The organism is Mesorhizobium sp. C277A (assembly GCF_040324395.1).
Classification (GTDB): Bacteria; Pseudomonadota; Alphaproteobacteria; order Rhizobiales; family Rhizobiaceae; genus Mesorhizobium.
On sequence record NZ_JAMYVW010000002.1, the window covers coordinates 3,461,193 to 3,485,249 of the forward strand.

The 24,057-nt window shown below is 64.3% G+C and carries 24 protein-coding genes; 13 read left to right on the forward strand and 11 right to left on the reverse strand.

Features of this window, described 5'->3' with window-relative positions; genetic code table 11:
• Positions 1–229 precede the first annotated feature (229 nt).
• Positions 230–688: a tRNA (cytidine(34)-2'-O)-methyltransferase gene (locus tag NKK52_RS17135; protein ID WP_023683690.1), complete on the forward strand. Its 459-nt coding sequence runs from the start codon at positions 230–232 to the stop codon at positions 686–688.
• A 146-nt stretch (positions 689–834) separates the two neighbouring features.
• On the forward strand, positions 835–1,281 hold the full coding sequence (gene soxR, locus NKK52_RS17140) for a redox-sensitive transcriptional activator SoxR (RefSeq protein ID WP_023683689.1): 447 nt from the start codon (positions 835–837) through the stop codon (positions 1,279–1,281).
• Here soxR and NKK52_RS17145 read toward each other — a convergent pair.
• Positions 1,278–1,535 (reverse strand): hypothetical protein, encoded by a 258-nt coding sequence (locus tag NKK52_RS17145; protein ID WP_023683688.1) that lies wholly within the window; start codon positions 1,533–1,535, stop codon positions 1,278–1,280. The two genes, soxR and NKK52_RS17145, sit on opposite strands and share 4 nt — an antisense overlap.
• Before the next feature lie 275 nt (positions 1,536–1,810).
• Between NKK52_RS17145 and hemF the strand changes: the two genes are divergently transcribed.
• The 3 genes from hemF (at position 1,811) to NKK52_RS17160 (ending at position 3,658) form a co-directional block, all read left to right on the forward strand.
• A complete protein-coding gene (hemF, locus tag NKK52_RS17150) occupies positions 1,811–2,725 on the forward strand; it encodes an oxygen-dependent coproporphyrinogen oxidase (protein ID WP_023683687.1) in 915 nt (304 codons plus the stop codon).
• Between the two features lie 255 nt (positions 2,726–2,980).
• Positions 2,981–3,241: a DUF1344 domain-containing protein gene (locus NKK52_RS17155; RefSeq protein WP_023683686.1), complete on the forward strand. Its 261-nt coding sequence runs from the start codon at positions 2,981–2,983 to the stop codon at positions 3,239–3,241.
• Positions 3,242–3,472: 231 nt separating this feature from the next.
• Entirely contained in the window at positions 3,473–3,658 is a 186-nt protein-coding gene (locus tag NKK52_RS17160; RefSeq protein WP_023670013.1) for a DUF1059 domain-containing protein, read from the forward strand.
• 6 nt (positions 3,659–3,664) lie between these two features.
• Here the strand turns inward: NKK52_RS17160 and NKK52_RS17165 are convergent, their stop codons facing one another.
• The 3 genes from NKK52_RS17165 to NKK52_RS17175 are packed head-to-tail and all read right to left on the reverse strand — an operon-like array spanning position 3,665 to position 6,194.
• Entirely contained in the window at positions 3,665–4,936 is a 1,272-nt protein-coding gene (locus NKK52_RS17165) for a CCA tRNA nucleotidyltransferase (RefSeq protein ID WP_031197570.1), read from the reverse strand.
• Positions 4,933–5,565, reverse strand: coding sequence for a CoA pyrophosphatase (locus tag NKK52_RS17170; protein ID WP_023683684.1), 633 nt, complete (start codon positions 5,563–5,565; stop codon positions 4,933–4,935). The genes NKK52_RS17165 and NKK52_RS17170 overlap by 4 nt, the downstream gene beginning before the upstream one ends.
• Positions 5,565–6,194, reverse strand: coding sequence for a DUF1285 domain-containing protein (locus NKK52_RS17175; RefSeq protein ID WP_023670010.1), 630 nt, complete (start codon positions 6,192–6,194; stop codon positions 5,565–5,567). Before NKK52_RS17175 ends, NKK52_RS17170 begins: the two co-directional genes overlap by 1 nt.
• A 144-nt stretch (positions 6,195–6,338) precedes the next feature.
• Between NKK52_RS17175 and NKK52_RS17180 the strand changes: the two genes are divergently transcribed.
• From NKK52_RS17180 to NKK52_RS17195, 4 genes are all read left to right on the forward strand, one after another.
• Positions 6,339–7,343, forward strand: coding sequence for an AAA family ATPase (locus NKK52_RS17180; RefSeq protein ID WP_023670009.1), 1,005 nt, complete (start codon positions 6,339–6,341; stop codon positions 7,341–7,343).
• Entirely contained in the window at positions 7,343–8,257 is a 915-nt protein-coding gene (locus NKK52_RS17185) for a DUF58 domain-containing protein (RefSeq protein ID WP_023683683.1), read from the forward strand. Before NKK52_RS17180 ends, NKK52_RS17185 begins: the two co-directional genes overlap by 1 nt.
• The gene (locus NKK52_RS17190) at positions 8,254–11,079 is read left to right on the forward strand and encodes a DUF4159 domain-containing protein (protein ID WP_023683682.1); all 2,826 of its coding nucleotides are present in this window, start codon (positions 8,254–8,256) and stop codon (positions 11,077–11,079) included. The genes NKK52_RS17185 and NKK52_RS17190 overlap by 4 nt, the downstream gene beginning before the upstream one ends.
• A 211-nt stretch (positions 11,080–11,290) precedes the next feature.
• Positions 11,291–13,372 carry a membrane protein gene (locus NKK52_RS17195; protein WP_023683681.1) on the forward strand — a complete coding sequence of 694 codons (2,082 nt, stop codon included), beginning with the start codon at positions 11,291–11,293 and terminating at the stop codon, positions 13,370–13,372.
• A gap of 63 nt (positions 13,373–13,435) precedes the next feature.
• On the opposite strand, the gene NKK52_RS17200 is transcribed toward NKK52_RS17195, so the two are convergent.
• From NKK52_RS17200 to NKK52_RS17220, 5 genes are all read right to left on the reverse strand, one after another.
• A complete protein-coding gene (locus NKK52_RS17200) occupies positions 13,436–14,626 on the reverse strand; it encodes an integrase core domain-containing protein (RefSeq protein WP_023683680.1) in 1,191 nt (396 codons plus the stop codon).
• A gap of 123 nt (positions 14,627–14,749) precedes the next feature.
• Positions 14,750–15,055 carry an ATP-dependent Clp protease adapter ClpS gene (gene clpS / locus NKK52_RS17205; protein WP_023683679.1) on the reverse strand — a complete coding sequence of 102 codons (306 nt, stop codon included), beginning with the start codon at positions 15,053–15,055 and terminating at the stop codon, positions 14,750–14,752.
• A 133-nt stretch (positions 15,056–15,188) separates the two neighbouring features.
• Positions 15,189–15,536, reverse strand: coding sequence for a hypothetical protein (locus tag NKK52_RS17210; RefSeq protein WP_023683678.1), 348 nt, complete (start codon positions 15,534–15,536; stop codon positions 15,189–15,191).
• A gap of 157 nt (positions 15,537–15,693) precedes the next feature.
• Positions 15,694–15,924, reverse strand: a complete 231-nt coding sequence (locus NKK52_RS17215; protein ID WP_023670004.1) for a hypothetical protein — start codon at positions 15,922–15,924, stop codon at positions 15,694–15,696.
• Positions 15,925–15,963: 39 nt separating this feature from the next.
• Positions 15,964–16,266, reverse strand: a complete 303-nt coding sequence (locus tag NKK52_RS17220; RefSeq protein ID WP_023683677.1) for a hypothetical protein — start codon at positions 16,264–16,266, stop codon at positions 15,964–15,966.
• A 258-nt stretch (positions 16,267–16,524) separates the two neighbouring features.
• Between NKK52_RS17220 and NKK52_RS17225 the strand changes: the two genes are divergently transcribed.
• From NKK52_RS17225 to NKK52_RS17235, 3 genes are all read left to right on the forward strand, one after another.
• Positions 16,525–17,241, forward strand: a complete 717-nt coding sequence (locus tag NKK52_RS17225; RefSeq protein WP_023670002.1) for a response regulator — start codon at positions 16,525–16,527, stop codon at positions 17,239–17,241.
• Positions 17,238–18,647, forward strand: coding sequence for an ATP-binding protein (locus tag NKK52_RS17230; protein WP_023683676.1), 1,410 nt, complete (start codon positions 17,238–17,240; stop codon positions 18,645–18,647). Before NKK52_RS17225 ends, NKK52_RS17230 begins: the two co-directional genes overlap by 4 nt.
• A 93-nt stretch (positions 18,648–18,740) precedes the next feature.
• Positions 18,741–19,145: a YciI family protein gene (locus NKK52_RS17235; RefSeq protein ID WP_023683675.1), complete on the forward strand. Its 405-nt coding sequence runs from the start codon at positions 18,741–18,743 to the stop codon at positions 19,143–19,145.
• Positions 19,146–19,172: 27 nt separating this feature from the next.
• On the opposite strand, the gene NKK52_RS17240 is transcribed toward NKK52_RS17235, so the two are convergent.
• Together NKK52_RS17240 and NKK52_RS17245 are read right to left on the reverse strand one after the other, a co-directional pair.
• A complete protein-coding gene (locus NKK52_RS17240) occupies positions 19,173–20,648 on the reverse strand; it encodes a pyridoxal phosphate-dependent decarboxylase family protein (RefSeq protein ID WP_023683674.1) in 1,476 nt (491 codons plus the stop codon).
• A 19-nt stretch (positions 20,649–20,667) separates the two neighbouring features.
• Entirely contained in the window at positions 20,668–21,753 is a 1,086-nt protein-coding gene (locus NKK52_RS17245) for a PLP-dependent cysteine synthase family protein (protein WP_023683673.1), read from the reverse strand.
• A gap of 202 nt (positions 21,754–21,955) precedes the next feature.
• Here NKK52_RS17245 and NKK52_RS17250 point away from each other — a divergent pair, with 202 nt between their 5' ends.
• Positions 21,956–23,986, forward strand: a complete 2,031-nt coding sequence (locus NKK52_RS17250; RefSeq protein ID WP_050591982.1) for a transcriptional regulator — start codon at positions 21,956–21,958, stop codon at positions 23,984–23,986.
• The last annotated feature ends 71 nt before the right edge of the window (positions 23,987–24,057 follow it).

The following is a 24,057-nucleotide window of genomic DNA, read 5'->3' on the forward strand; positions in this document are numbered from 1 at the left end:
GATCTAAGAAATCAGGTAAATCGTCGTACCGAAACCGCCGGAAGGCAGGTAAGCCCACGGGAGGGGCGCTGGATGTGCATGGTCATCATGAAATACCCCTCCATCGGTTCGGGTTGACAATGCGTGCGGTATAATCGACTTCGCAGAAAATGGCCACCCGCAGGTCCAGCAATTTCCAAAACCAGCCACCCGCTGTGGCCGATCTGCCACTTATTAGAAAGACGCGGAAATGAACCACCGTCTCCGCATCGCCCTCTACCAGCCTGACATCGCCGGCAACACCGGAACTATCCTGCGCTTCGCCGCCTGCCTCGGCCTTGGCGTCGACATCATCGAACCAGCCGGGTTTCCGCTCTCCGACAAAGCGCTCAAGCGTGCCGGGATGGACTACCTCGAAACGGCTGCCCTGACCCGCCATGTCGACTGGAACGCCTTCGAGGATTGGCGCAAGGGCGAAGCCTGCCGGCTGGTGCTGCTCACCACCAAAGCCGCGACCCCCTATGGGGGCTTCAGCTTCGCCCAAGGCGACATCCTGCTGTTCGGCCGCGAATCCGCCGGCGTGCCGGATCCTGTCCATCAGGCGGCGGATGCGCGGCTGACGATCCCGATGCAGCCGGGCACGCGCAGCATCAACGTCGCGCTGTCGGTCGCCATGGTCGCCGGTGAAGCCATCCGGCAGCTCGGCTAGACCCTTCAGCGCGTTGTCGTCATCGCCAACGGCCGTTGCGTCTTGCATCATTCTCACCCAGGCGCACATCGCCTTCTCCTCAATTGCCCTATCGACGTTTCCTGGCTACAAGCTTAACTTAAGTTGAGGTCAAGCGGAAAATCGAGATGGCTCCGGTAAAGGAATTGACGGTCGGCCAGGTGGCGATGCGCAGCGGCGTGGCGGTGTCGGCGCTGCATTTCTACGAGGCGCGCGGGCTGATCCGCAGCCACCGCACCTCGGGCAACCAGCGGCGCTATGGCCGCGACGTGCTGCGGCGGGTGGCGATCATCCGGATCGCCCAGGAGGTCGGCATTTCGCTGGCCGAGATCGGCGCCGCACTTGAATCGCTCCCAGAAGGCCGTACCCCGACGCGCGAGGACTGGAACCTGTTGTCGACCGGCTGGCGCGACGACCTCGATCGCAAGATCACTCAGCTAAAGAAGCTGCGCGACGGCCTGACCGACTGCATCGGCTGCGGCTGCATGTCGATCGACAAATGCCCGCTGCGAAACAGGGAAGATCGCTTGAGTGCGCAAGGGCCGGGCGCAAGGCGACTGCTGGTGGGGTCCTAATCCGCCGCCGGCAGCCGCCGTATCGTGAATTCTATGACGTCGCCCGGCCGTTCGAACCAGCTTTCGATCTCGGTCCAGTAGGCCTGCTTGGGAAAGCGTTCGAACCATTCCTTGGCTTTGAGCCGCGCATCGGGGCGCGGCAAGACAAAGGTCTCCCGCAAAAACCCGTCACGCGGCATGCGCTCGCGCTCGGCGCGTGAACGATCGAGCCTTTTCTTCAGGCCATGCAGCGGCGGTCTTGCCGGCGTGCGCATGAAAGAACTCCTGGGCCGAACCAGATGACACTTGACCCTTGCCCCTAAGAGATTAGGGATCGCGCCCGGAAAAGGCTAGTGCTCCGATTCCAACATTCGCCTTCCTAATCCCCAGTCGCCGTTGCGAAGGTTGGAATCACAAGGACCACTAGCAAGTTTATGTTTCTGGTGGAGTTCTCGAATTTGACATTTGCGCCGTGCCCTGCGCCACGCTGTGTGCAAATCTCAAATTCACTCCACTAGGTCCTTTGTCGGCTGCGACCGGAGACAGCATTTTGGAACGACCAGAAATACCGGCAGGCCTGCCAGCCGACATCGAACAGAAGAAAATGAAGGCCAGGCTCTGGTTCGAGACGCTGCGGGAGCGCATCTGCACCACCTTCGAGCAGATCGAGCAGGACTTGACCGGTCCGCTGGCCGAATGGTCGCCCGGCCGCTTCGAAAAGACGCCGTGGGAACGAGACCATGGCAAGGGCGGCGGCGGCGCCATGTCGATGATGCGCGGCCGCGTCTTCGAGAAGGTCGGCGTCCATACTTCGACCGTCTATGGCGAATTCTCGCCCGAATTCAGGAAGCAGATGCCCGGCGCCGAGGAAGACCCGAGCTTCTGGGCATCAGGCATTTCGTTGATCGCGCATCCCTGGAACCCCAACGTGCCGGCCGTGCACATGAACACCCGCATGGTCGTGACGTCGCGCCACTGGTTTGGCGGCGGCGCCGATCTGACGCCGGTGCTCGACCGCAACCGCACGGAAGATCACCCCGACACGGTCGCCTTCCATCGAGCCATGCAGTTCGCCTGCGAGAAGAACGCTGCGATCGCCGACCACCCCAAATTCAAGGCCTGGTGCGACGAGTATTTCTATCTGCCGCACCGCCACGAGCCGCGCGGCGTCGGCGGCATCTTTTTCGACTGGCTGCATTCGGGGGAGGAGAAAGGCGGCTGGAATGCCGATTTGAACTTCGTCCAGGATGTCGGGCGTTCTTTCCTTGTCGTCTACGGACACCTGGTTCGCGCCCATTTCAACGAGAACTGGACCGACGACGACCGCGACGAGCAGCTCATTCGCCGCGGCCGTTACGCAGAATTCAACTTGCTTCACGATCGCGGCACCATTTTCGGCCTGAAGACCGGGGGCAATGTCGCCTCGATCCTGTCCAGCCTGCCGCCGGAGGTCAGGTGGCCGTAAACTATCGGTGAGCGCAACGTGAGCCACAATGGCGTCCCATTCGCCGAATCTTGGGATGGAATGTGGCGCAGCGACTATCTTTTTCGTCTAATAGGCAGTTGGAATAAAACGACTATTTGTCGTTTCCGGGCCGGGAAGCGCCGGCGGTTCCCTTGAGAGCAATGAAGGGTGTCGCGACACGACGCTACCGGACGGCCCTGAACAAGGCGGAGCATTTTCCCAAACGAATGCCCGCATTTTCCAGGAGTACTTACCATGCGAAAGCTCATTGTATCGGCAACCGCCGCTGCACTTCTCGCTTCCGGCTCGATTGCCTTTGCCGCGGTCAAGCACACCACGGGCACGGTCAAGACCTATGATGGCACGGCCATGAGCCTTGTTCTGGACGATGGATCCACCTTCACGCTGCCCCAGACCTTCAAGGATCCAGGCTTGAAGGCCGGCGAAAAGGTCCGCGTTTCCTGGGACATGAGCGGCAAGAACAAGGTTGCCGAGTCCGTCAAGATCGTGAAGTGATGGGGACAAGACCGAACGGTCTTGCCTTGGCTTAGCCTGACAAGAGGGGGCGGAGCAGCGCTGCTCCGCCTTTTCGCACCCACGGCAACCAAAACCGTCGAACCGTGTTATGCTAGCTCCCCCGTGCGTGCCCCCGAAACCGACTGCTGTGACAGGGCGCGGAACAGAGATGGCGGAGCTTCGTGTGCCCATGAGAGGCACAGGCTCCAAGGAGGAAAAGGAGAAAACCCCATGAAGGAATTCCATTGCGGCTCGCTGGTTCCCGGCTGTGAGTGGCACACCCGTGCCGGTGAGGAAGCCGAGGTCATGCGCCGCGCCGTCGACCATATGCGCGAGACACATGGCGAAACGGTCATTCGCGAGACGATGATCGAGGCGATCCGCTCGCGCATCGAGAAAGTTCGCGACGCGGCCTGAGCAGTCCTATCTGGCCTTCAAGGCTTCCGCGGCGCGCTCCAGCAGCGCGTCGCGATCGAGCGCAAAGCCGGACCCGATCCATTCCTTTTCCAGGTTTTTCAGGATCGCACCGAGTATTGGCCCCGGCGACGCGCCAAGCGCCGTCAGATCGCCGCCCTTGACTGGGAACACCGGTTTTTCCCATTTCAGCGCAAAAGCGAGCAGGCGCGAAAACCCGCCGGCCTGAACCAGCGCGTCATTGTCCTCGAGAGCCCGCGCTCGCGCCGACGCCAGCGACAGCCGCAGGCGATCGAGAAAACCCTGGCGCTCGCCGGAATAGAGTTTCTTGGCCAGTTCCGCTTCGCTTGTCTTGGGCTCGACGGCAGCCGTCAGCGCCCAGTGGCGCAGGCGCTCCGCCTCAGTGGTCGAAAGTTTCAGCCGCTCGGCCAGTGTCTTCATCCGCGCCGCATCGGGCGGCACGATCGCCTCCAGCCTGAGCAGCGGCTCCGGCGCCCAGCCCAGATCCTTCTCTGTCTTGGTCAGCCCATGAATGGCATCGATGCCCCATTTCTCGCTTTCCGGCAGGGCGCTGGTGAGCACGCCGGCCTGGCGCATCCACAGCAAGGCGCGCGACGGATCTGGGGCCGATAACAACTTCTTCAGCTCGGACCAGATGCGTTCGGCCGAGAGATGGGCGAGACCGTCCTTGAGCCGGGCGCAGGCCTTCAATCCCTCGGCATCGGGCCGACCCTCGCCATACCAGGCGAAAAAGCGGAAGAAACGCAGGATGCGCAGATAGTCTTCGCGGATCCGCTGCTCGGCATCGCCAATGAAGCGCAGCCTTCGTGCCTCGATATCGCCGACGCCGCCGACCAGGTCCACGACCGTCCCGTCAGCCTCCGCATAGAGCGCGTTGATGGTGAAATCGCGCCGTTCGGCGTCGGCCTTCCAGTCGCGGCCGAACGACACTTTGGCGCGGCGGCCATCGGTCTCGATGTCGGCGCGCAGCGTGGTGACCTCATAGGGCGCGCCGCCGGCAATCACCGTGATCGTGCCGTGCTCGATGCCGGTCGGCACCGCCTTGAAGCCCGCCGCCTCGGCGCGGCGAACGGTTTCCTCGGGCAGGCAAGTGGTAGCAACGTCAATATCGGCGACCAGCTGCCCAATCAGCGCATTGCGCACCGCGCCGCCCGCGATGCGGGCTTCCTCGCCGCCCTGCGCCAGCACGGCAAGCAGCCGCTGCAGATGCTTTTCACCCAGCCAGTCGGCTCTGCCCGCCAGCGATATCGGATCACTCAAGCATAGAGCCTTTCATAGAGCGTGCGGATGATGCCGGCGGTGACGCCCCAGATGCGCTGGCCGCCATAGGGCATATCGTAGAAGAACCATTCCAGGTCGTTCCACATGCGGCTGTCCCTGGTGTGGTTGGCCGGATCCATCAGGAACGAAAGCGGCACTTCGAAGGCGGCGTCGACCTCGTCGGAATTGAGCGACAGCGTAAAACCGGGCTCGACGATCGCCAGCACCGGCGCGATGCGATAGCCGCTGCCGGCGACATAATCGGGCATGCGGCCGATGATCTCGATGCGGTCATGGCCGAGGCCGATCTCCTCGAAGGTCTCGCGCAAGGCCGCTGCTTCCGGGGTCGCATCGGTGGGATCAATGGTGCCGCCAGGAAAAGCCACCTGCCCGGAATGGCTGCGCAGTTTTTCCGCCCGCTTGGTCAAAAGCACGGTCGCATCGCGTCCATGATCGACGACCGGGATCAGCACCGCGGCGTCGCGCAGCGCTTTGAGCTGCGTCAACCGTGGATGGCCGGGGTTGAAGCGATGATCGCCATAATCGTCGCCGGCATGGGCTTCAGCTTGCGCGGCGACCCGCGCGCGAAAATCCGCTGTGGAAAACGGCGGCGGCCTCACCTGATCCATCATGCGCTCAGCCGCTTCAGTTTTTCCGCCGGCATGATCGGATAGATTTCGCCTTTCGAGCGCACGGCAAACATCGTCTTGCCGCCGATATCGATCTCCTCGCCATGCTCGACCAGTTCGTACATCACCGGCCGCGCCACCAGCGCTTCCAGCCTCCCGCGCACCAGCACATAGGGCTTCAGGCCGCCGGTCTCGTTCTCGTCGACGAAGCGCAGCGGATGGCCAGGTCCGGCCTCGACGACATCGCCGACATTGGTGCGGAAAGTGATGGTCTGCTCGGCGCCGGCGCCGGAAACATCCATTTCAACCGCGATGAAAGGCGCGTCCACGACGCGGATGCCGACCCGTTCGACCGGCGTCACCAGATAGGTCCTGCCATCCTCGTCCTTGCGCAGCACGCTGGAAAACAGCTGCACCAGCGGCATGCGGCCGATCGGCGTGCCGAGATAGAACCACGTTCCGTCTTGTTTGATCTCCATGTCGAGATCGCCGCAAAAGTCGGGATTCCAGCGCTCCACCGGCGCCGCGCCCTTGCCGGCGCGAGCCGCACGCGAGATCAACGCTTCGAGACCGCGCGCCTCGGTTGCGGCAGCAAGGCTGTGTTCGCGATGTTCGGAGCGTTCCGTCATGGTCACGAAATAGTCACTGTTGTTCCGCTTGTCAGCCTAAGTCTGTGATTTAAATTCATTCGTAGGCGCCAGGCGAAGCCGAATCGCGGCATTCTAAGGCTCTACAGTGCAAGCCGGTACTTCCAGCACAAGGATCGATGCGGCATGAGCGTAATGGTCAAGGAAAGCCCAATCAGCGAAAAGGACATGATCGCCCAGGCCGAGACGGCGCTGGCCGATATTTCCAGGGTGCGCGACGGCGTCGGCCGCGTCATTTTCGGCCAGGAAGTGGTGGTCGAGCGCACGCTGGTGGCGCTGCTTGCCGGCGGCCATGCACTGCTGGTCGGCGTGCCCGGCCTTGCCAAGACCAAGCTGGTCGAAACGCTCGGTGTCGTGCTCGGCCTCGATTCGCGCCGCATCCAGTTCACACCCGACCTGATGCCGTCGGACATTCTCGGCTCAGAGGTGATGGAACAGGACGAGGCCGGCAAGCGCTCCTTCCGCTTCATCTCCGGCCCGATCTTCGCGCAATTGCTGATGGCCGACGAGATCAACCGCGCCTCGCCGCGCACCCAGTCGGCGCTGCTGCAGGCGATGCAGGAATATCACGTCACCATCGCCGGCATTCGCCACGACCTGCCCGCGCCCTTCCATGTACTGGCGACGCAAAACCCGCTGGAGCAGGAAGGCACCTATCCCCTGCCCGAAGCGCAGCTCGACCGCTTCCTGATGCAGGTCGACATCCTTTATCCCGAAATCGAGGCCGAGCGGCGCATCCTGCTCGAAACCACCGGCATCGAGGACGCCAAGGCGCAAAACGTGCTGCAGCCGGCGCGGCTGAGGGAAATCCAGACGCTGATCCGCCGTATGCCGGTGCCCGAAAGCGTCGTCGACGCCATCCTCAAACTGGTGCGTTCGGCGCGTCCCGGCCAGGGCAATGCCGAGACCGACAAGCATGTCGCCTGGGGTCCCGGCCCGCGCGCCAGCCAGGCGCTGACGCTGTGCGCCCGTGCGCGCGCGCTTTATGACGGGCGGCTGGCGCCGTCGGTGGACGACATCCGCGCGCTGGCAGAACCGGTGCTGCAGCACCGCATGGCGCTGACCTTTGCCGCCCGCGCCGAGGGCACGACTGTGCGCGACGTGGTGGCGAAACTGGCCAAAGGAATCTGATGGCACGTATCGGCGAAGTCCAGGCACCGGCAGCGACGCGCGACGCGCTCGCCAGGGGCCGGTTGCGGGCTTCGCTGGTGCCGGACCTGCTGGTCGAGGCACGCCGTATCGTCAATACGGTAATTGCCGGCTGGCATGGCCGCCGCAAGCGCGGCATCGGCGAGAATTTCTGGCAGTTCCGCCCCTATGTCGAAGGCGATTCCTCGCGCATCGACTGGCGCCGTTCGGCCCGGGACGACCACACCTATGTGCGCGACCGCGAATGGGAAGCAGCCCACACGGTGTGGCTTTGGGCCGACCCATCGCCCTCCATGCTCTACAAATCGACTGGCGCCAGCGTTTCCAAGGAATCGCGCGCGCTGGTGCTGGCACTGGCCATGGCCGAATTGCTATCTCGCAGCGGCGAGCGCATCGCATGGCCCGGCCTGACAGATCCGTTCACCGCCCGCAACGGCGCCGAGCGCATCGCAGCGCAATTGATGCACGCCGCGGACCTGCCAGCAAAGCCTGACCTGTCCGCCATCCGCCGCTTCTGCGACATCGTCGTCGTGAGCGATTTCCTCGACCCGGTCGAGGAGACCATGGAATGGCTCGATGTGCTGGCGCGGCATGGCGTGCGTGCGCATCTGATCGAGGTTGCCGATCCGGCGGAGGAGACCTTTCCTTATGCCGGCCGCACCGAATTCACCGATCCCGAGACCGGCGACAAGTTGACCGCCGGCCGCGCCGAAATGCTCGGCGACGAATACCGCCTGCTCTACACCGCCCGCCGCCAGGAGATGGCCAGCTGGTGCAAGCGCCTCGGCTGGAGCTACACCGTCAACCACACCGATCGCCTCGCTTCCGAGGCGCTGGTGCGCATCCACATGGCGATGACCGCCGATGGCGCATTCGTGGGAAGGGCCGGCGCATGAGCTGGCTGCCGCTCTCCTTTGGCGCTCCCATGGTGTTGTGGGGCCTGCTCGCGCTGCCGGTGATCTGGTGGCTGCTCAGGCTCACACCGCCCAAGCCGCAGTCCGAAATGTTTCCGCCGCTGAAGATCCTCGCTCGCGTGCTGAAGCGCGAGGAAACGCCGCAGCAGAGCCCGTGGTGGCTGACGCTGCTGCGGCTGTTGATGGCAGCCCTTGTCGTCGCGGCATTAGCCGAACCCGTTTTCAATCCGCGCGAAAAATTGCCGGCCGAGGGCGCCGCCCTGGCGCTCGTCATCGACAATGACTGGGCGAGTGCCGCCGACTGGGGCAAGCGCGTCGCCACCGCCCAGAGGCTGATCGCCGATGCCGGTTCGAACGGCGTACCGGTCGTCATCGCCTTCACCGCCGAAAAGCCGAACGCCGAGATCGGCCCCTTCGATGCCGCGGCTGCCCTCGACCGGCTGCGCGCCGCCAAGCCGAGGCCGATCCCAACCGACCGACCCGCCGTCTATGCCCGCGTCGCCGGCGTGCTGGAAACCTTGCCCGGCGCCAGCGTTGCCGTTCTCGCCGACGGCCTTGCGGCAAAGGGCGACGAGGCCGCCTTCAACACACTGCTGTCGAAAAATGCCGCCCGTGTCGTCTGGGCCAATTCCGACCGGCTGGCGCTGACTGGGCTCACTGGCGCCGAAAATCAGGTCGACGGCTTCGCCCTGACCGCCATCCGCGCGCCCGGCGACCCGGCGCCGGCACAAGTCACCGCCGGCGCCTTCGACGACAAGGGCCGCCGCATCGCCGACGCGACGCTGACCTTCGCGCCGGGTGAGACTACCGCCAGCGGCACGATGGCGGTGCCGTTCGAACTGCGCAACGACTTCGCCTCGATCGCGCTCGACGGCGAACGCCAGGCAGGTGCGGTGCGCGTGCTCGACGAAAGCTCCAAGCGCCGCCGCGTCGGACTTTTATCGCAGGCCGAGGCCGACCAGGCGCAGCCGCTTCTGTCGCCGCTCTATTACATCAGGCGCGCGCTGCAGCCTTTCGCCGATCTGGTCGAACCGTCGAGCGTCGATCTCGCCGACGCCATCCCGCAGCTTCTCGACCAGAAGCCGGCGATGATCGTCATGGCCGATATCGGTACCATTCCGCCGCAGGTCCATCAGCGGCTGGTCGACTGGGTCGACAATGGCGGCACGCTGGTGCGCTTTGCCGGTTCGCGGCTGGCCGCCGCCGGCAATGACGATGATCTGTTGCCGGTCAGGCTGCGCACCGGCGAGCGCTCGCTTGGCGGCGCGCTGTCATGGACGACGCCGCAGGCGGTGACCGAATTCCCGAAGAACGGCCCGTTCGCCGACCTCGCACCGCCGGCCGAGGTCACGGTGAGCCGGCAGGTGCTGGCCGAACCGACGCCGGACATCGTCGAACGCACCTGGGCAACCCTTGCCGATGGCACCCCGCTGGTGACCGGGTTGAAGAAGGGCAAGGGCACGCTGGTTCTGTTCCACATCACCCCGGAAGCGACATGGTCGACGCTGCCGATCTCCGGCAGCTTCGTCGAGATGCTGCGGCGCATCGTGCAGCTGTCGCGCAACCAGGGTGCGGCGGTTGCCAACGCCGAAGCCGCTGCTACGTCGCTGGCACCTTATCGCATGATAGCCGCCGACGGCACTTTGGTGCCGCCGACGCCGGACGCGCGACCGCTGGTCCCCGGCGCCGGCACGCTGCCGGTGACGTTCGAGAACCCGCCCGGCCTCTACGGCTCGGAAACCGGCGTTTTCGCCCACAATCTGCTCGAACCGGCCACCGCCTTCGCGCCGCTGGTGCGCCCGCAATTCACAGTGCCGGTGACCAATATCCAGTACGCTTTCGATGAATCGCGCGACCTCAAGGGATCGCTGGTCACAGCGGCACTTGCGCTTATGCTGCTCGACACGCTGGCGGTGTTCTGGATGGGCGGGCTGATGTCGCGCCGACCGCGCCGCGGCCGATCGGCCGCAGCAACGACGGCTGCGCTGCTGCTTGGCCTCGGCATGCTGTTTGGCCATGCCGACCTCGCCCACGCCGACGACGCCAAGCCCGGCGATGCCGCGGCAATCGAGGATATTGCCAAGACCCGCATCGCCTATGTGCTGACCGGTGTGCCCGGTGACGATTCGATCAGCCGCGCCGGGCTCGAAGGCCTGACCCGCTTCCTGATCGAGAAGACCGCGCTCGAGCCGGGCGCGCCGGCGGGCGTCGATATCTCGAAGGACGAGCTTTCCTTCTATCCGCTGATCTACTGGCCGATCGATCCTTCCGCGCCGATGCCGAGCCAAGCCGCGATCGCCCGCATCGACGCCTATATGCAGCAGGGCGGCACGGTGCTGTTCGACACGCGCGACCAGTTCGCCAACGGCATCGGTGCGGATTCGGCGAGCCCGGCGACGGAACGGTTGCGCGACATTCTCGGCAATCTCAACGTGCCGCCGCTGGAGCCGGTGCCCGCCGACCATGTGCTGACCAAATCCTTCTTCATCCTGCCCGAATTTCCCGGCCGCTTCTTCGGCAGCCCGCTCTGGGTGGAAGCCTCGCTCGAGGCCAGCAATGCCGAGAATCGGCCGGTACGCGTCGGCGACGGCGTCTCGCCGATCCTGATCACCGCCAATGATTTTGCCGGCGCCTGGGCCGTCGACGGGAATGGTGACCCGCTTTTGCCGACCGTGCCATCGGATCCGATGCAGCGCATCTATGCGCTGCGCGCCGGCGTCAACATCATGATGTACATGCTGACCGGCAACTACAAATCCGACCAGGTGCACGTGCCCATCCTGCTCGAACGGTTGGGGCAATAGGATGGCAGTGTTGGCTAATTTCGTCTCGATCCTGTCTGGCGCCGGCGGCGCAGCCTCACCCTCACCCTCCCCCTTTTGGGGAGGGTCGGCTCGCTGTCGCAGCGAAGCGAAGACAGTGGGCCGGGGTGGGGGTGCAGCCAGCGCTCTGTCGCCTACCCCCACCCCGCTCCGCTACGCGGATCGACCCTCCCCACAAGAGGGAGGGTAAACGATGAACTGGTCGATTTCGTTCGAACCGCTGCTGTCCTGGCCCTTGCTGGCTTTGGTGCTCGCACCGCTGCTGGTGCTGGCCGCTGTCGGCTTGTGGTTTCGCCAGCGCGGCGCGATCTTCCGCTTCGCGGCGCTGATTGCGCTGGGCGCAGCACTCCTCAATCCGGTCTTCCTCGATGAGGAGCGCGAGGCGCTGAAGAGCGTCGTTGCCGTCATCGTCGACCGCAGCCAGAGCCAGGATATCGGCGACCGGACCAAACAGACCGACGAAGCGCTTGCCGGTTTGCAGCAGCGCCTTGGCCGCTTCAAGCAGTTCGACGTCCGCGTCGTCGAGGCCGGCAAGTCGGAAGCCGCCGACGAGCGCACCGAGACCAAGCTTTTTGCAGCGCTTGAAGGCGCCTTCCGCGACGTGCCGCCCTCGCGCATCGGTGGCGCCATCATGATCACCGATGGCGAGGTGCATGACGCACCGGCCGCCCCCGACTTCAATGCGCCGCTGCACGCGCTGATCACCGGCAACGAGCACGAGAAGGACCGCCGCATCCGCTTCGAGAACGCGCCGCGCTTCGGCCTCGTCGGCAAGCCGCTCGACATGACCTACCGCGTCATCGCCACCGACGGCGAAACCGGCCCGGTCGATGTCCGCGTCTCGGTCAATGGCGAGCAGGTCGCGGTCGAAGAGGCGACCATCGGCCAGGCGATGCCGCTGCAGGTGACCATCCCCGGCGCCGGCCGCAACATCGTCGAACTCTCCATTGACCGCGAGCCGGGCGAACTGACCGACGCCAACAACCGCGCCATCGCGCTGATCGACGGCATCCGCGAGAACTTGCGCGTGCTTTTGGTTTCCGGCGAACCGCATGCCGGCGAGCGCACCTGGCGCAATCTGCTGAAATCCGACGCCTCGGTCGATCTCGTCCATTTCACCATTCTGCGGCCGCCGGAAAAGCAGGACGGCACGCCGATCAACGAACTGTCGCTGATCGCCTTCCCGACCCGCGAGTTGTTCGTCGAGAAGATCAAGGATTTCGATCTCATCATATTCGACCGCTACCAGCACCGCGACGTGCTGCCGATCCTCTATTACGACTACATCTCCGAATACGTCGAAAAGGGCGGCGCGCTGCTGATCGCCGCCGGGCCAGAATATGCCGGCGACGCCTCGATTGCCCGCACCCCGCTAATGTCGTCGCTGCCGGCAATGCCGACCGGCGAAGTCATCGACAAGGCCTTCTATCCGCGCCTCACCGATCTCGGCCAGCGCCATCCGGTGACGCGCGGCCTCGACGGCTCGGCGACCGAGCCGCCGCGCTGGAGCCGCTGGTTCCGCACCATCGGCGTGCAGAACCCCGAAGGCGAAGTAGTGATGAAGGGCGCCGACAACCGCCCGCTGCTTCTGCTCGACCATAAGGGCGAAGGCCGCGTCGGCATGCTTCTGTCCGATCAGGGCTGGCTATGGGCGCGCGGCTTCGAGGGTGGCGGGCCGCATGTCCAGCTTTACCGCCGCATCGCCCACTGGCTGATGAAGGAACCTGAACTCGAGGAAGAGCGGCTGACCGCCGACGGCCGCGGCATGATGCTGGAAATCCGCCGCCAGACGATGAGCGACGATCCCGGCCCGGCGCAGGTGATCACCCCTTCGGGCAAGGCGCTGATCGTCAAGCTGGAGAAGTCCGAACCCGGCGTTTTCCTGGGCAGCATCGAGACCAAGGAGATCGGCCTCTACCAGATCGGCAATGGTGACCTGACCGCACTCGCCCATGTCGGCCCGGTCAACGCGCCGGAATTCTCCGACGTCGTCTCTACCGAGGACCGCTTGAAGGCTCCGACTGAGGCCACCGGCGGCAGCGTGCGCCGGCTGGCGGCCTCCACCCTTGGCCAGCTCACCGGCAGTGTCGCCCTGCCCTCCATCGTCCCGGTCCGCGCCTCCGGTGCGGCCTCGGGCGCAGACTGGATCGGCCTGCGCAGCACCGACGACAGCGTGCTCAAAGCCGTCTCGCGCGTACCCCTGTTCGGCGGCTTCCTCGGCCTTTTCCTGCTGCTGCTGGCCATGGGCGCGATGTGGTACAGAGAGGGACGGTAAGGATGTCCAGCCGATAGATGGGTAACACTTTGAACCGGATACATAGGTGACACTTCTCTCCCCCTATGCGTCCGCCGCAGCGCCAAGCGGATTGGTTGGCGCGGCGCTGCGGCGGACAAGCTTCATGTGCCGTGTGTCGATGAAGCCGAGCGGGTGGGCATGGAATGAGAGTGTCCATTGTCCGTCTTCGGTCTCCAACGCAGCGACCGGTTCGCCCGCCAGCGCTTGCGAGACATATATGAAGCCGCCATTCCATCGGATCTCGCCATTGTGGCGCACGCGGCGGACCGAGGCCTCGGCCGGATAGACGGGCTCGGGTGGTGTCCTGGGCATGGCGCGCTGTGAGGACCGGTAGTGCTGGGCGGGCGTATCCATGCCCAGCGCCTCATGGGGACGTTCCTCATTGTAGCTGTGGCGGAAGGTCTCGAAGGCCTGGCCCTGTGCCGTTCGGTCGGCTTCCGGTGCCTCGGCCATCGGCAGCATGGTCAGGTGAAAGCGCTCGTGACGTCCGTTCTGCTGTGGCCTGCCGGGTGCGATCCGCTCCAAGGTGATGCCGAGCTTGATGAAGCGCACGACAAGCGGCGTCAGCCCGGTGACGCCGGCCGATGCGAAGGGCGGGCCATTGTCGCTTCTGAAGCGATCCGGCAGGCCATGCTCTTCAAACAGCCGTTCGAACACCGGCCAGGCTTCGCTATCGGCCGTCGACCCCGTCGCTTCGAGCGCCAGAAGATAGCGGCTCGACGCATCCATCACCGTCAAGGGTTCGCAACGCCAGCCGTCGCGGGTCCGGAACCAGCCCTTGTGATCGCCAGTCCACACCGCGTTCGGTTCTTGCGGCTGTGGCCAGGGTCCATTGCCGCAGGCCCGCAGGCGGGGTCGCTTGCGGGCGCGGACAAGCCCATGCCGCGCAAGGATCGCGCCGACCGTCGAGGCTGAAGGCCACATGAACTCGGGAGCCGTGCGCCTGAGCCGTGCCACGATCTTCTTTGGACCCCAAAGCGGATGCAGCTCCTTGGCCGCCACAATCCGCTCAACCAGATCCTGAGCTGTCGCCCGGCCATGATTGAGCGGGGCTCGCGGCAGGTCGTGCAAACCCTCAGGCCCAAACGTCCGATAGCGTCCTAGCCATTTGTAGCCGTTCTTGCGTGAGATCCCGTAGGCCGCACCAAGCGCAACCATCGTCTCATCCCCAGAAAGACACTCCACAACAAACCGTAGCCGCTCGTCCATGATGCCAGTCTCTCGCCAAACCATCGCCGGTCCTCCGGCGGACAAGAAAACTGTCACCCATGCTATCGGTCCATTCTGTTACCTATCTATCCGGTTCGGACAAGGATCCCTTCTCCCCGTCACTATACGGGGAGAAAGACGCTCAACCTACTCCTCCGGCTCCGTCGTAAACAGCAGCGGGTACCCCTTGGCCTTGGCCGCGTCGATGGCCCGTGTCGCCTTGGTCTCGGCGACATCCCTGGTGAAGACGGCAACGACGCAAACGCCGAGCCGGTGCGCGGTGATCATCACCCGGTTAGCCTGGTCTTCGCTGAGCTTGAACTCGCCCTTCAGCACCGTCACCACGAATTCGCGCGGCGTAAAATCGTCATTGATGAGGATGACCTTGTAGAGCTTCGGTCGCTCGGTCTGCGGCTTGGTCTTGGTCCGGGGTTTGGAGCTGATTTCAGGCATCGGGAACCGGTATCGCGCGAGGGGTCGCTCTCACTTTGTCATGGGGGAAAGCCGTCGTCCATTTTGATCGGCGCGCCAAACCGGCTTCCCGGAAGTGCTGCCGTTCACAAATTTAGGAACTGTACGCTGCGGTTCAACGGCTCTGGCGATCGGCGACGCGACGAGCCTGGAATTGCCGTGCGCTGGATGCCGCATCCGGCCTTGATCCGGCCGCCTTGTATTCGACCCAGGCGACCGCGAGCCAGCCGAAGAAGCAGGCCAGCGCCGCGCCGGTGATCACGGTAAGCAGCAGGCTTTGCCATGGTGTGATGTATTGCCAGCTGCTGGAGATTGCCGGTGCAAACAGCGACGGCTCCGTGCGCCCGCTCACCGGATCGGGCACCGGGCTGGCGGTGAACTGGATCAGCACGCTGACCATTGCCGAGGCCACAAGGCCGCCGATGGCCATCGAGCGCAGAATGGATGAAAGCCGCTTCTTCATGCGGGCTATCCTACCGGACCGGCATTGCAAACGTGTTAAAGTCCTGGGTGGCCGGCACCCATCAACGGGTAATCATGCACTCACACGACAAGGCCGCTCCAGCCGGGGGGGGGTGCTGGAGCGGCCTTGTTACAGACAAGCCTGTTGGCTGTCTGGATCAGGCCTTCGGGGCGTCCGTCTTGACGACCTTCTTCGCCTTCTTGTGCTTCTTGACGGGCTTCTTGGCGACGACCTTCTTCACCGGGGGCTTGGCGGTCGTGGTCGCCGGAGCGGTGGTCGTGGAAGCAGCCGGAGCAGCGGTCGTGGTGGCAGCGGCATTGCCCAGAGCCGGCATTGCGAAAGCGAGAGCGACGGCGAGACCGGTGGCGGAGAGGATGGACTTTTTCATGGCTTCATTTCCTTCTTTGTGCGGGTCGAGTTTCGAGTGTCACTGAACCGGGTCGATCGGTGTCACTCCAAGCAGCTTCAAAGCGTTCGCGAGCATCCGGATACCCTGTGCCTGTTTCTTGTTGGCGCAGAACCGGTTTCCCTTTCTTTGCAGTGCTTTCGCCGCGGTGACCTGCGTTGCCGCGGCATGGGTTTCAAGGGCTTCGTCTACCTGGCGATTGAGATCGATGCAGCGCTCGCTCCTTGTGATCGGCGTCACCTTTGCGGTTGTGGCTCCGACCGCGGCTGTGACGAGCGGAATGCTGAGCAGCGCACCCATCAAGCTGATCGTGAACCTGTGCATTGGTGATGTCCGTTACTCCGGAGACTTCGCGTCGCAGCCGATGTCCTGACCGCCACGGCACCCTTTATGCCCTTGATTTTTTTCGGGAGTTTTTCCGGACTATAGAATTTTGTTTCTGAATTGTTTCTGGCAAATCGGCTTTGCGGGCGATCATCGCCGCTGGCCAACATGTGGCCAGAATTCTATCGTGTGGGTGACGCCACAGAAGCAGACTCAGAAGGCAGCCGCCGACCGGCCGCCAGCAATGACAGGATCGCCGTGAAATCCGATGCGCACATACTGATCGTCGACGACGACAAGGGCATTCGCGACCTGCTTCAGGAATTCTTCCAGAAGCGCGGCCTGCGCACCACGGTTGCCGCCGACGGCGTCGAGATGGAAGACATACTGCGCCGCACGCAGGTAGACCTGATCGTGCTTGATGTGATGCTGCCAGGAAAGAGCGGGCTGGAGCTCTGCCGCGACCTGCGCGCCAGCTACTCGACGCCGATCATCATGCTGACGGCGGTGACCGAGACCACCGACCGCGTCGTCGGCCTGGAGATGGGCGCCGACGACTATGTGCCCAAACCCTTCGATCCGCGCGAGCTGCTGGCCCGCATCCGCGCCGTTTTGAGGCGCAATGGTGCTGCTGAGCCGAAGCGCGCCACCACCAAGCAAATCTACCATTTCGCCGGCTGGACGATGGACTGCTCGCGCCGGCGGCTGATGGCGCCGGGCGATGTCAGGGTCGAGCTGACGATGGCGGAGTTCAACCTGTTGCAGACCTTCGTCAAAAGCGCGCAGCGCGTGCTCACCCGCGACCAGCTCATCGAGCTTTCCGGCGGTGACAGCGACTATTCCTTCGATCGCAGTATCGACATACTGGTCAGCCGTCTCAGGCGCAAGATGGAAGACGACCCCAAGACGCCGAAACTGATCCTGACTGTGCGCAGCGGCGGCTACCAGTTCCTGCCCGAGACCACCTCCGAATGAGACGTTTCCTGCCGCAAACCCTGCCGGTCTGGGTTTTGCTCATCGTCATTGCCGGCCTGCTGATCAGCCAGGTCGCCACGCTCTACATCGTCTCGCGTGATCGTGCCGTCGCCAATGACGAGGTCGATCTCTACCGGCTTAACGACCGCGCCTATTCGCTGGTGCAGCTGATGCATGACGACACGCCGGAGCAGCGCAAGCTGACGGCCTCCGGTCTGTTCAACGCCACCTATGCGCTCACCGTTTCGGACACGCCCGCGGTCACCTCGTCGATCGCCGGCGACGACGAACTGGCCGAGCTCGAGGACATTCTGGTCGGGCGGCTGTCGAAATTCGGCATCACCGACGCCCGCGTCCGGCGCGATCCGGCAACCCAGGCAGCCAACGCGCCTGGCGGTGTGGCCGTGACCAAGGATGTTGGCGCGGTGGAGCGCGACCTGTTATCGCTGGCGGCCAGCTTCGCCCAAAGCGACAAGCTGACGGCCTCTGTCCGCTTCGCCGACGGCCAATGGCTGAATTTCACCGAGCCCAACACGCCGGTCGGACCGATATTGAGCTTCGACAGCCTGCCGCTCTATTCGCTGATCGCGGCCCTGGTGGTGATCATGTCGATCTGGTCGCTGCGCCGGCTGACGGCGCCCTATCGGATGATGGAAACGGCGGTCAACCGGATCGGCACGGATCTGAAGAGCCCGCCGATCGCCGAGACCGGCAGCCGCGAAATCCGCGCCGCGGCCAAAGCCGTCAACGCCATGCAGGTCCGGCTGCGCGACTATGTCGAGGACCGCGAACATCTGGCCGCCGCGCTCGCCCACGATCTGCGCACGCCGCTGACCCGCATGCGGCTGCGCCTCGAACTGTTGCGCAGATCGACCGCGCGCGAGGCGCTGGCCCACGACCTCGCCGACATCGAGAGCATCGCCAGCTCCGTCATCGACTTCGCCACCTTCGAAGTCACCGAGGAGAAGAGCGAGCGGATCGATTTCTGGTCGCTGGTGGAATCGATCGCCGACAGTTTCGAGGACGTCACGTTCGACCATGACGGCGCCAGGCCGCGTGGCATGATCTGCATCGCGCGACCGGTGGCGCTGAAGCGCTGCGTCAACAATCTGGTCCAGAATGCCGTGACCTACGGCAAGAAAGCCCATGTCAGCCTGCGGCAGTCGGACGGCACGGTCACGCTGGTCATCCGCGACGAGGGGCCGGGCATACCGCAGGCGCAGCTCGACCAGGTGTTCGGTTCCTTCGTGCGGCTGGAGCAATCGCGCAACCGCCAGACCGGCGGTCTCGGCCTCGGCCTGACCATTGCCCGCAACATTGCGCGTGCCGCCGGCGGCGATGTCAACCTGTCCAACCGTCCCCGCGGCGGCCTGCTGACGGAGCTCAGCCTGCCGCTGGCGGCATGAGGCAGCAGACTAGCGTCTCGATGGGCACCGGGGGTGGATCAGCCAACCCAACCTTGCAATAGTGCAGCCGCTCGAACAGGAGGAGATCGCCGCATGTTTTACGCCATCCTGGCCTATCACGTCGAACAGACCATCCAGTCCCTGACGCCGCAGCAGGATGCGGCGCTGATGCACGACCTGCTCGAAGTCAACGCCAGGCTGACCCGCGAAGGCAAGCTCGGGCCGGCGGCAAGACTGGGCGCGACCGCCGACGCCGTCACGCTGCGTGGTCCGGGAGACGGCATCGTCATCGACGGGCCGTTTGCCGAGACCAAGGAACAATTGCTGGGTCTTTATGTCCTCGACTGCGCCACGCAGGAGGCGGCGATTGCGGCTGCGCGCGACTTGCGCCGCGTGAATCCCTCGGCAGTCTACGAAATCCGGCCGATCACATTTTACCTTCCCGGCCTGGCGTTCCCCGTGACGAAGGGCGATTTCCAGGAGGCCGCCAGCGGCTGAGAGCCGCTTGCCCTACCCCATGGCCGGTCAGGCGGAAGCGATCTCGTTGCCCAGGCGGACCGTTTCGGCGACGAGAAGGTCGAGATCCTCGCGCCGGGTCCGGTGGTTGTTGATCGCCACCCTGAGGCAATGCTGGCCTTGCACCGTGGTATCGGAAATGGCGGCGATGCCCTCTTCCTGCAGCCTCAGCATGATCTCGGTGTTGAGCGCTTTCGCGCGCTCGCCATCGAGACCATCCGCGCGATAGCGGAAGCAGACGATGTTGATGCTGGTCGGCGCCGTCAGTTCGAGCGCTGGTTCGGCCGCGATTAGCCCTGAGAGATACTGCCCCTGCGCAATGTTCTGGTCGATCAGGCGGCCGAATTTTTCGACGCCGTGTTCTCGCAACGCCATCCACACTTTGAGTGCCTTGAAGCCGCGTGACGTCTGCAGGCCATAATCGTGCAGCCATTGGCCGGAGGCGAGGCCGCGCGGTGTCGATTCCAGATATTCCGGCGTCACCGCGAAGGTCTTGCGATGCGCCGAGGCATCCCTGACCAGCGCGCAGCCTGCCTCGAACGGAGCGTGCAGCCATTTGTGGGGGTCGAGCGCGATGGAATCGGCCCATTCGATGCCGGCGACGCGATGTGCATTCTGAGGCGCGATCGCGATCAGCGCGCCGATGCAGCCGTCGACATGGAACCAGAGGTCCTCCTCATGCGCCAGCTTGGCCAGCGCCTGCAGATCGTCGATGGCGCCGGTGTTGACAGTGCCGGCGTTGCCGATGATGCAGGCCGGCTTGAACCCGGCCGCGCGATCTTCCGATATCGCAGTCCTCAAACCTTCAATGTCGATGCGCAGGCCGGCGTCGCTGGCAATGCGGCGCAGCGCCTTGTTGCCGAGACCGAGCGCTTCCATCCCCTTGCGGTGACAGGAATGGACCTGGTCCGAGCCATAGAAACGCAAAGGCTTTTCGATTGCTCCAACGCCGTGCTCGCGCACGTCGATGCCGGCCTTGGTGTTGCGCGCCACGGTGAGCCCGATGATGTTGGCCATCGAGCCGCCGCTGACCAGCGTGCCGCTGGCCGAAGCCGGCATGCCCATCATCTGCTTGCACCAGTCGACCACCTGGCCGTCCATCAGGGCGGCGGCATGGTTGCCGCCGCCGAGATTGGAGCCCTGGATTGCCGCCAGGAAATCGCCGATCGCGCCGGTAAAATTGCTCGACCCCATATACCAGGACCAGAAGCGCGGATGGATGTTGCCCATCGGATAGGGCATCACCTTGTCCACGACATCGCCATAGATGTCGGCGAGCGGGGTCGGCGATTGCGGCAGCGAGGCGGTGAAGAAATCCCTCACATCTCCAGGCATCTCCTGCCACACCGGCCGTTGCCTGACATCGCGCAGGTAAGCGACGGCATCGTCAACGATCCGATGCGACAGGCTTTGCACATCGGCCCAGTCCGAGGGGTCAAGCGTTTCCTCGGTACTGGTAGCCGAGTGTCCAGGCATCGCGTCCATGCAATTTGCTCCCGCGTCATCATGCCGGGAACTGGCAACCGGGCGTCGAGCGCGAGAGAGCAAGCTCTTCCGCATTCATCTCGGCCTCGATGCCATCGAACAGCGGTGTCGACATATAGCGTTCGCTGGTATCGGGAAGCATGCACAGGATCACCGAACCGGCCGGCGCCGTGCCGGCGATCTGGCGTGCCACGGCAAAAGCCGAACCGCCGGAAATGCCGGTGAAGATGCCTTCCTGCTGCGCCAGCGCCTTGGCCCATTTCATGCCCTCCGGCCCGGCGATCGGCATCACCTCGTCATAGAAGTTGCCAGCGATGGCCTCCTGCAGGACGTGCGGGATGAAATCCGGCGTCCAGCCCTGGATCGGGTGCGGTTCGAAAGCCGGATGGCTGGCGGCCGGCGCTCCGCCGGCGCCACGCATCTGCGGCTTGCCGCTACCGACAAGCTGCGCATTGGCCGGTTCGGTGAGCACGATCCGGGTCTCAGGCCTCTCGCGGCGCAGCACCCGCGCCACGCCGGCGACGGTGCCGCCGGTGCCGTAACCGGTGACGAAATAGTCGAGCCGCGAGCCGGCGAAATCGTTGACGATCTCGCGTCCCGTGGTTGCTTCATGGATGTCGGCGTTGGCCTTGGTCTCGAACTGGCGGGCCAGGAACCAGCCATTGGCTTCGGCCAATTCCACCGCCTTCTTGTACATGCCGAAGCCTTTCTCGGCGCGCGGCGTCAGCACCACCTTGGCGCCCAGCATCCGCATCAGCTTGCGGCGCTCGACCGAGAAACTGTCGGCCATCGTCACCACCAGCTTGTAGCCCTTCTGCGCACAGACCATGGCAAGACCGATGCCGGTGTTGCCGCTGGTCGCCTCGACAATGGTCTGTCCAGGCTTGAGCGCGCCGGTGCGTTCACCTTCCTCGATGATGTTGAGCGCCAGCCGGTCCTTCACCGACGCCGCCGGATTGAAGAACTCGGCCTTGACGTAGATGGTGGCGTGCGCCGGTCCGAGATTATTGACGCGGATGACCGGCGTGTCGCCGATGGTGTCGAGAATGCTGTCGAACAGGCGGCCGCGGCCGGCCGTGGTTCTGATTTTCTGCTGATGCAACATGGTAGACTCCTGGTTCTTGCTCACGGGCCGGTTACACACCGGCGGTTTGGGCGGCGAGATTTCGACACCTTGCCGCACTACAGGTCCTTGACGTGCGGCAGTGTGGTAAACACCACATTCGGCGCACAAATTTTGCGAGCCGGGTGCACTTTGTCGTGCTCGGTGGTAAAGCAGGGGTCGGCAGGTCAGCGTGGGAGCAGGCGTGGTATCTGGCGTGGAATCGAGCCTGGCGAGCAGCCATCAAGGTGTTGTCGTGCGCCTGTTTGGGCCGCCGACGATTGCGCGCGACGGCGTCCCGGTGGTCTTGCCGGCATCGCGCAAGCTGCGCGCGCTGCTGGCCTATCTGGCGCTGGCGCCCCATCCGGTCGGACGTGGCAAGCTCTGCGAGTTGCTGTGGGATGTTCCAAATGATCCCAGGGGTGAGCTTCGCTGGTGCCTGAGCAAGCTGCGGGCCGCGCTCGACGAACCGGGCCGCCGCAGGATCGAAACATCGGGCGATACGATCGCGCTCGACCTCGACGGCATCTCAGTCGACGTTCTGGATGTCGCGGCGGCGGCTGCCGCAGGCATCGAAACGCTCGAGCCGACGCGACTGCAGTTGCTCTCCGACCTGTTCGTCGGCGACTTCCTCGAAGGGCTGGGGATCGACCGCAGCCCTCTCTTCAACAGCTGGCTGACCGCGCAGCGCCGCCGTTTCGGTTCCTGCCAAGCTGCTATACTGGAACATTTGGTCAAGACGCTGCCGGCCGATTCCGAAGACGTCTCCGCCCATCTCGAAAAATGGCTGGAATTGACCCCGTTCGACAGCAGCGCCCATGTCGCACTCCTGGTGAGGCTGGCGAGGCGCGGCCAGTTCGGTGCCTGCGAAGACCATCTTGCCGCTGCGGCGCAGTTGTTCCAGTCGGAAGAGCTGGATTTCGGCCCGGTGCGCGAGGCGTGGCTGTCCATCCGCAGCGAACGGCCCTGCGCGATTTTGCCGGCACAACCGGCAGCTCCGCCCGGGCCGAACCAGGCGTCAGTCATGCTTGCCGGTTCGGAAGCCGCGACGCCGCACAAGGCTTCGCTGGCCGTGATGCCATTTGCCGAAGACGCCGGTAGCGGCGTTCGTGGCGGGCTGGCCGATGGCTTGACCCACGACATCATTACCCGCCTCGCCAAGCTCAGGGACTTCTTTGTCATCGCCCGGGGCTCGGTCTTTGCGCTGGCGGAAAGGAACATCGCGCCGGAAGATGCCGGTCGAAGGCTGAATGTCGACTATGTCGCCACCGGCACGGTGCGCAGCGCGACGGGCCGCCTGATCATCACCGTCGAGCTCGTCGAGGTCCGCACAGCCAGGATCGTCTGGGCCGAGACCTTCGAGCGCAAGCCCGACGATCTTTTCGCCGTGCTTGACGATATCGGCAACAGCATCGTGGCCTCGGTCTCATCCGAGATCGAGACCGTCGAGCGCAACCGCGCCATGCTGAAAGCGCCCAATTCACTTAACGCCTGGGAGGCCTACCATCGCGGCCTCTGGCACATGTGTCGCTTCACCCGCAGCGAGAACGACCTCGCACGGCATTTCTTCGACATTGCTGTCAGGCAGGATCCGACCTTCACCCGCGCCTATGCCGGCCTCTCCTTCACCCATTGGCAGAGCGCCTTCCAGCGCTGGGGCGACCGCGACCAGGACAGCGTGCTTGCCTTTGAGGCGGCCGGCCAGAGCCTTTTGGTCGACGATCATAATCCCGCCGCGCACTGGGCGATGGGCCGGGCGCTGTGGCTGCGCGGCGAGGGTGACGCGTCCGTGCTCGAACTGCAAAGAGCCGTCGACCTCAGCCCGAACTTCGCGCTTGGCCACTATGCGCTGTCGTTCGTGCATTCGCAGTCGGGCGACCCGCAAGCGGCGATCGGGTCGTCGGATCATTCGCGCCATCTGTCGCCGTTCGACCCGATGCTGTTCGGCATGCTGGGCGCACGCGCCATGGCGCATGTCCGCCTCGGCCAGTTCGACGAGGCAGCCGATTGGGCACTGAAGGCGGCCGCCCGCCCCAACGCCCATGTCATCATCCTGTCGATCGCCGCTCACTGCCTGGCGTTGGCGGCGCGGCTGGACGAGGCGAAAACTTTCGCCGCCGCCATCCGCAAGACGCTTCCGGATTACCGAGCCGACGACTTCATCGACACCTTCCGCTTCGACCGGGATGCCACAGCCCTGTTCAAGCTCGGCGCCACGCGCATCGGTCTGGCTTAGAGCATGATCCCAAAAAGTGGGTACCGGTTTTTGGAAAAGATCATGCTCCAACAAAGGGCTAGATCATGATG

Coding starts and splice junctions, on each gene's coding strand:
- NKK52_RS17190 (WP_023683682.1), top strand. CDS start 8,254: ATGAGCTGGCTGCCGCTCTCCTTTGGCGCTCCCATGGTGTTGTGGGGC.
- NKK52_RS17240 (WP_023683674.1), bottom strand. CDS start 20,648: ATGGACGCGATGCCTGGACACTCGGCTACCAGTACCGAGGAAACGCTT.
- NKK52_RS17230 (WP_023683676.1), top strand. CDS start 17,238: ATGAGACGTTTCCTGCCGCAAACCCTGCCGGTCTGGGTTTTGCTCATC.
- NKK52_RS17200 (WP_023683680.1), bottom strand. CDS start 14,626: ATGGTTTGGCGAGAGACTGGCATCATGGACGAGCGGCTACGGTTTGTT.
- NKK52_RS17160 (WP_023670013.1), top strand. CDS start 3,473: ATGAAGGAATTCCATTGCGGCTCGCTGGTTCCCGGCTGTGAGTGGCAC.
- NKK52_RS17145 (WP_023683688.1), bottom strand. CDS start 1,535: ATGCGCACGCCGGCAAGACCGCCGCTGCATGGCCTGAAGAAAAGGCTC.
- NKK52_RS17210 (WP_023683678.1), bottom strand. CDS start 15,536: ATGAAGAAGCGGCTTTCATCCATTCTGCGCTCGATGGCCATCGGCGGC.
- NKK52_RS17135 (WP_023683690.1), top strand. CDS start 230: ATGAACCACCGTCTCCGCATCGCCCTCTACCAGCCTGACATCGCCGGC.
- NKK52_RS17195 (WP_023683681.1), top strand. CDS start 11,291: ATGAACTGGTCGATTTCGTTCGAACCGCTGCTGTCCTGGCCCTTGCTG.
- NKK52_RS17215 (WP_023670004.1), bottom strand. CDS start 15,924: ATGAAAAAGTCCATCCTCTCCGCCACCGGTCTCGCCGTCGCTCTCGCT.
- NKK52_RS17155 (WP_023683686.1), top strand. CDS start 2,981: ATGCGAAAGCTCATTGTATCGGCAACCGCCGCTGCACTTCTCGCTTCC.
- NKK52_RS17175 (WP_023670010.1), bottom strand. CDS start 6,194: ATGACGGAACGCTCCGAACATCGCGAACACAGCCTTGCTGCCGCAACC.
- NKK52_RS17180 (WP_023670009.1), top strand. CDS start 6,339: ATGAGCGTAATGGTCAAGGAAAGCCCAATCAGCGAAAAGGACATGATC.
- clpS (WP_023683679.1), bottom strand. CDS start 15,055: ATGCCTGAAATCAGCTCCAAACCCCGGACCAAGACCAAGCCGCAGACC.
- NKK52_RS17220 (WP_023683677.1), bottom strand. CDS start 16,266: ATGCACAGGTTCACGATCAGCTTGATGGGTGCGCTGCTCAGCATTCCG.
- NKK52_RS17185 (WP_023683683.1), top strand. CDS start 7,343: ATGGCACGTATCGGCGAAGTCCAGGCACCGGCAGCGACGCGCGACGCG.
- soxR (WP_023683689.1), top strand. CDS start 835: ATGGCTCCGGTAAAGGAATTGACGGTCGGCCAGGTGGCGATGCGCAGC.
- NKK52_RS17170 (WP_023683684.1), bottom strand. CDS start 5,565: ATGGATCAGGTGAGGCCGCCGCCGTTTTCCACAGCGGATTTTCGCGCG.
- NKK52_RS17235 (WP_023683675.1), top strand. CDS start 18,741: ATGTTTTACGCCATCCTGGCCTATCACGTCGAACAGACCATCCAGTCC.
- NKK52_RS17245 (WP_023683673.1), bottom strand. CDS start 21,753: ATGTTGCATCAGCAGAAAATCAGAACCACGGCCGGCCGCGGCCGCCTG.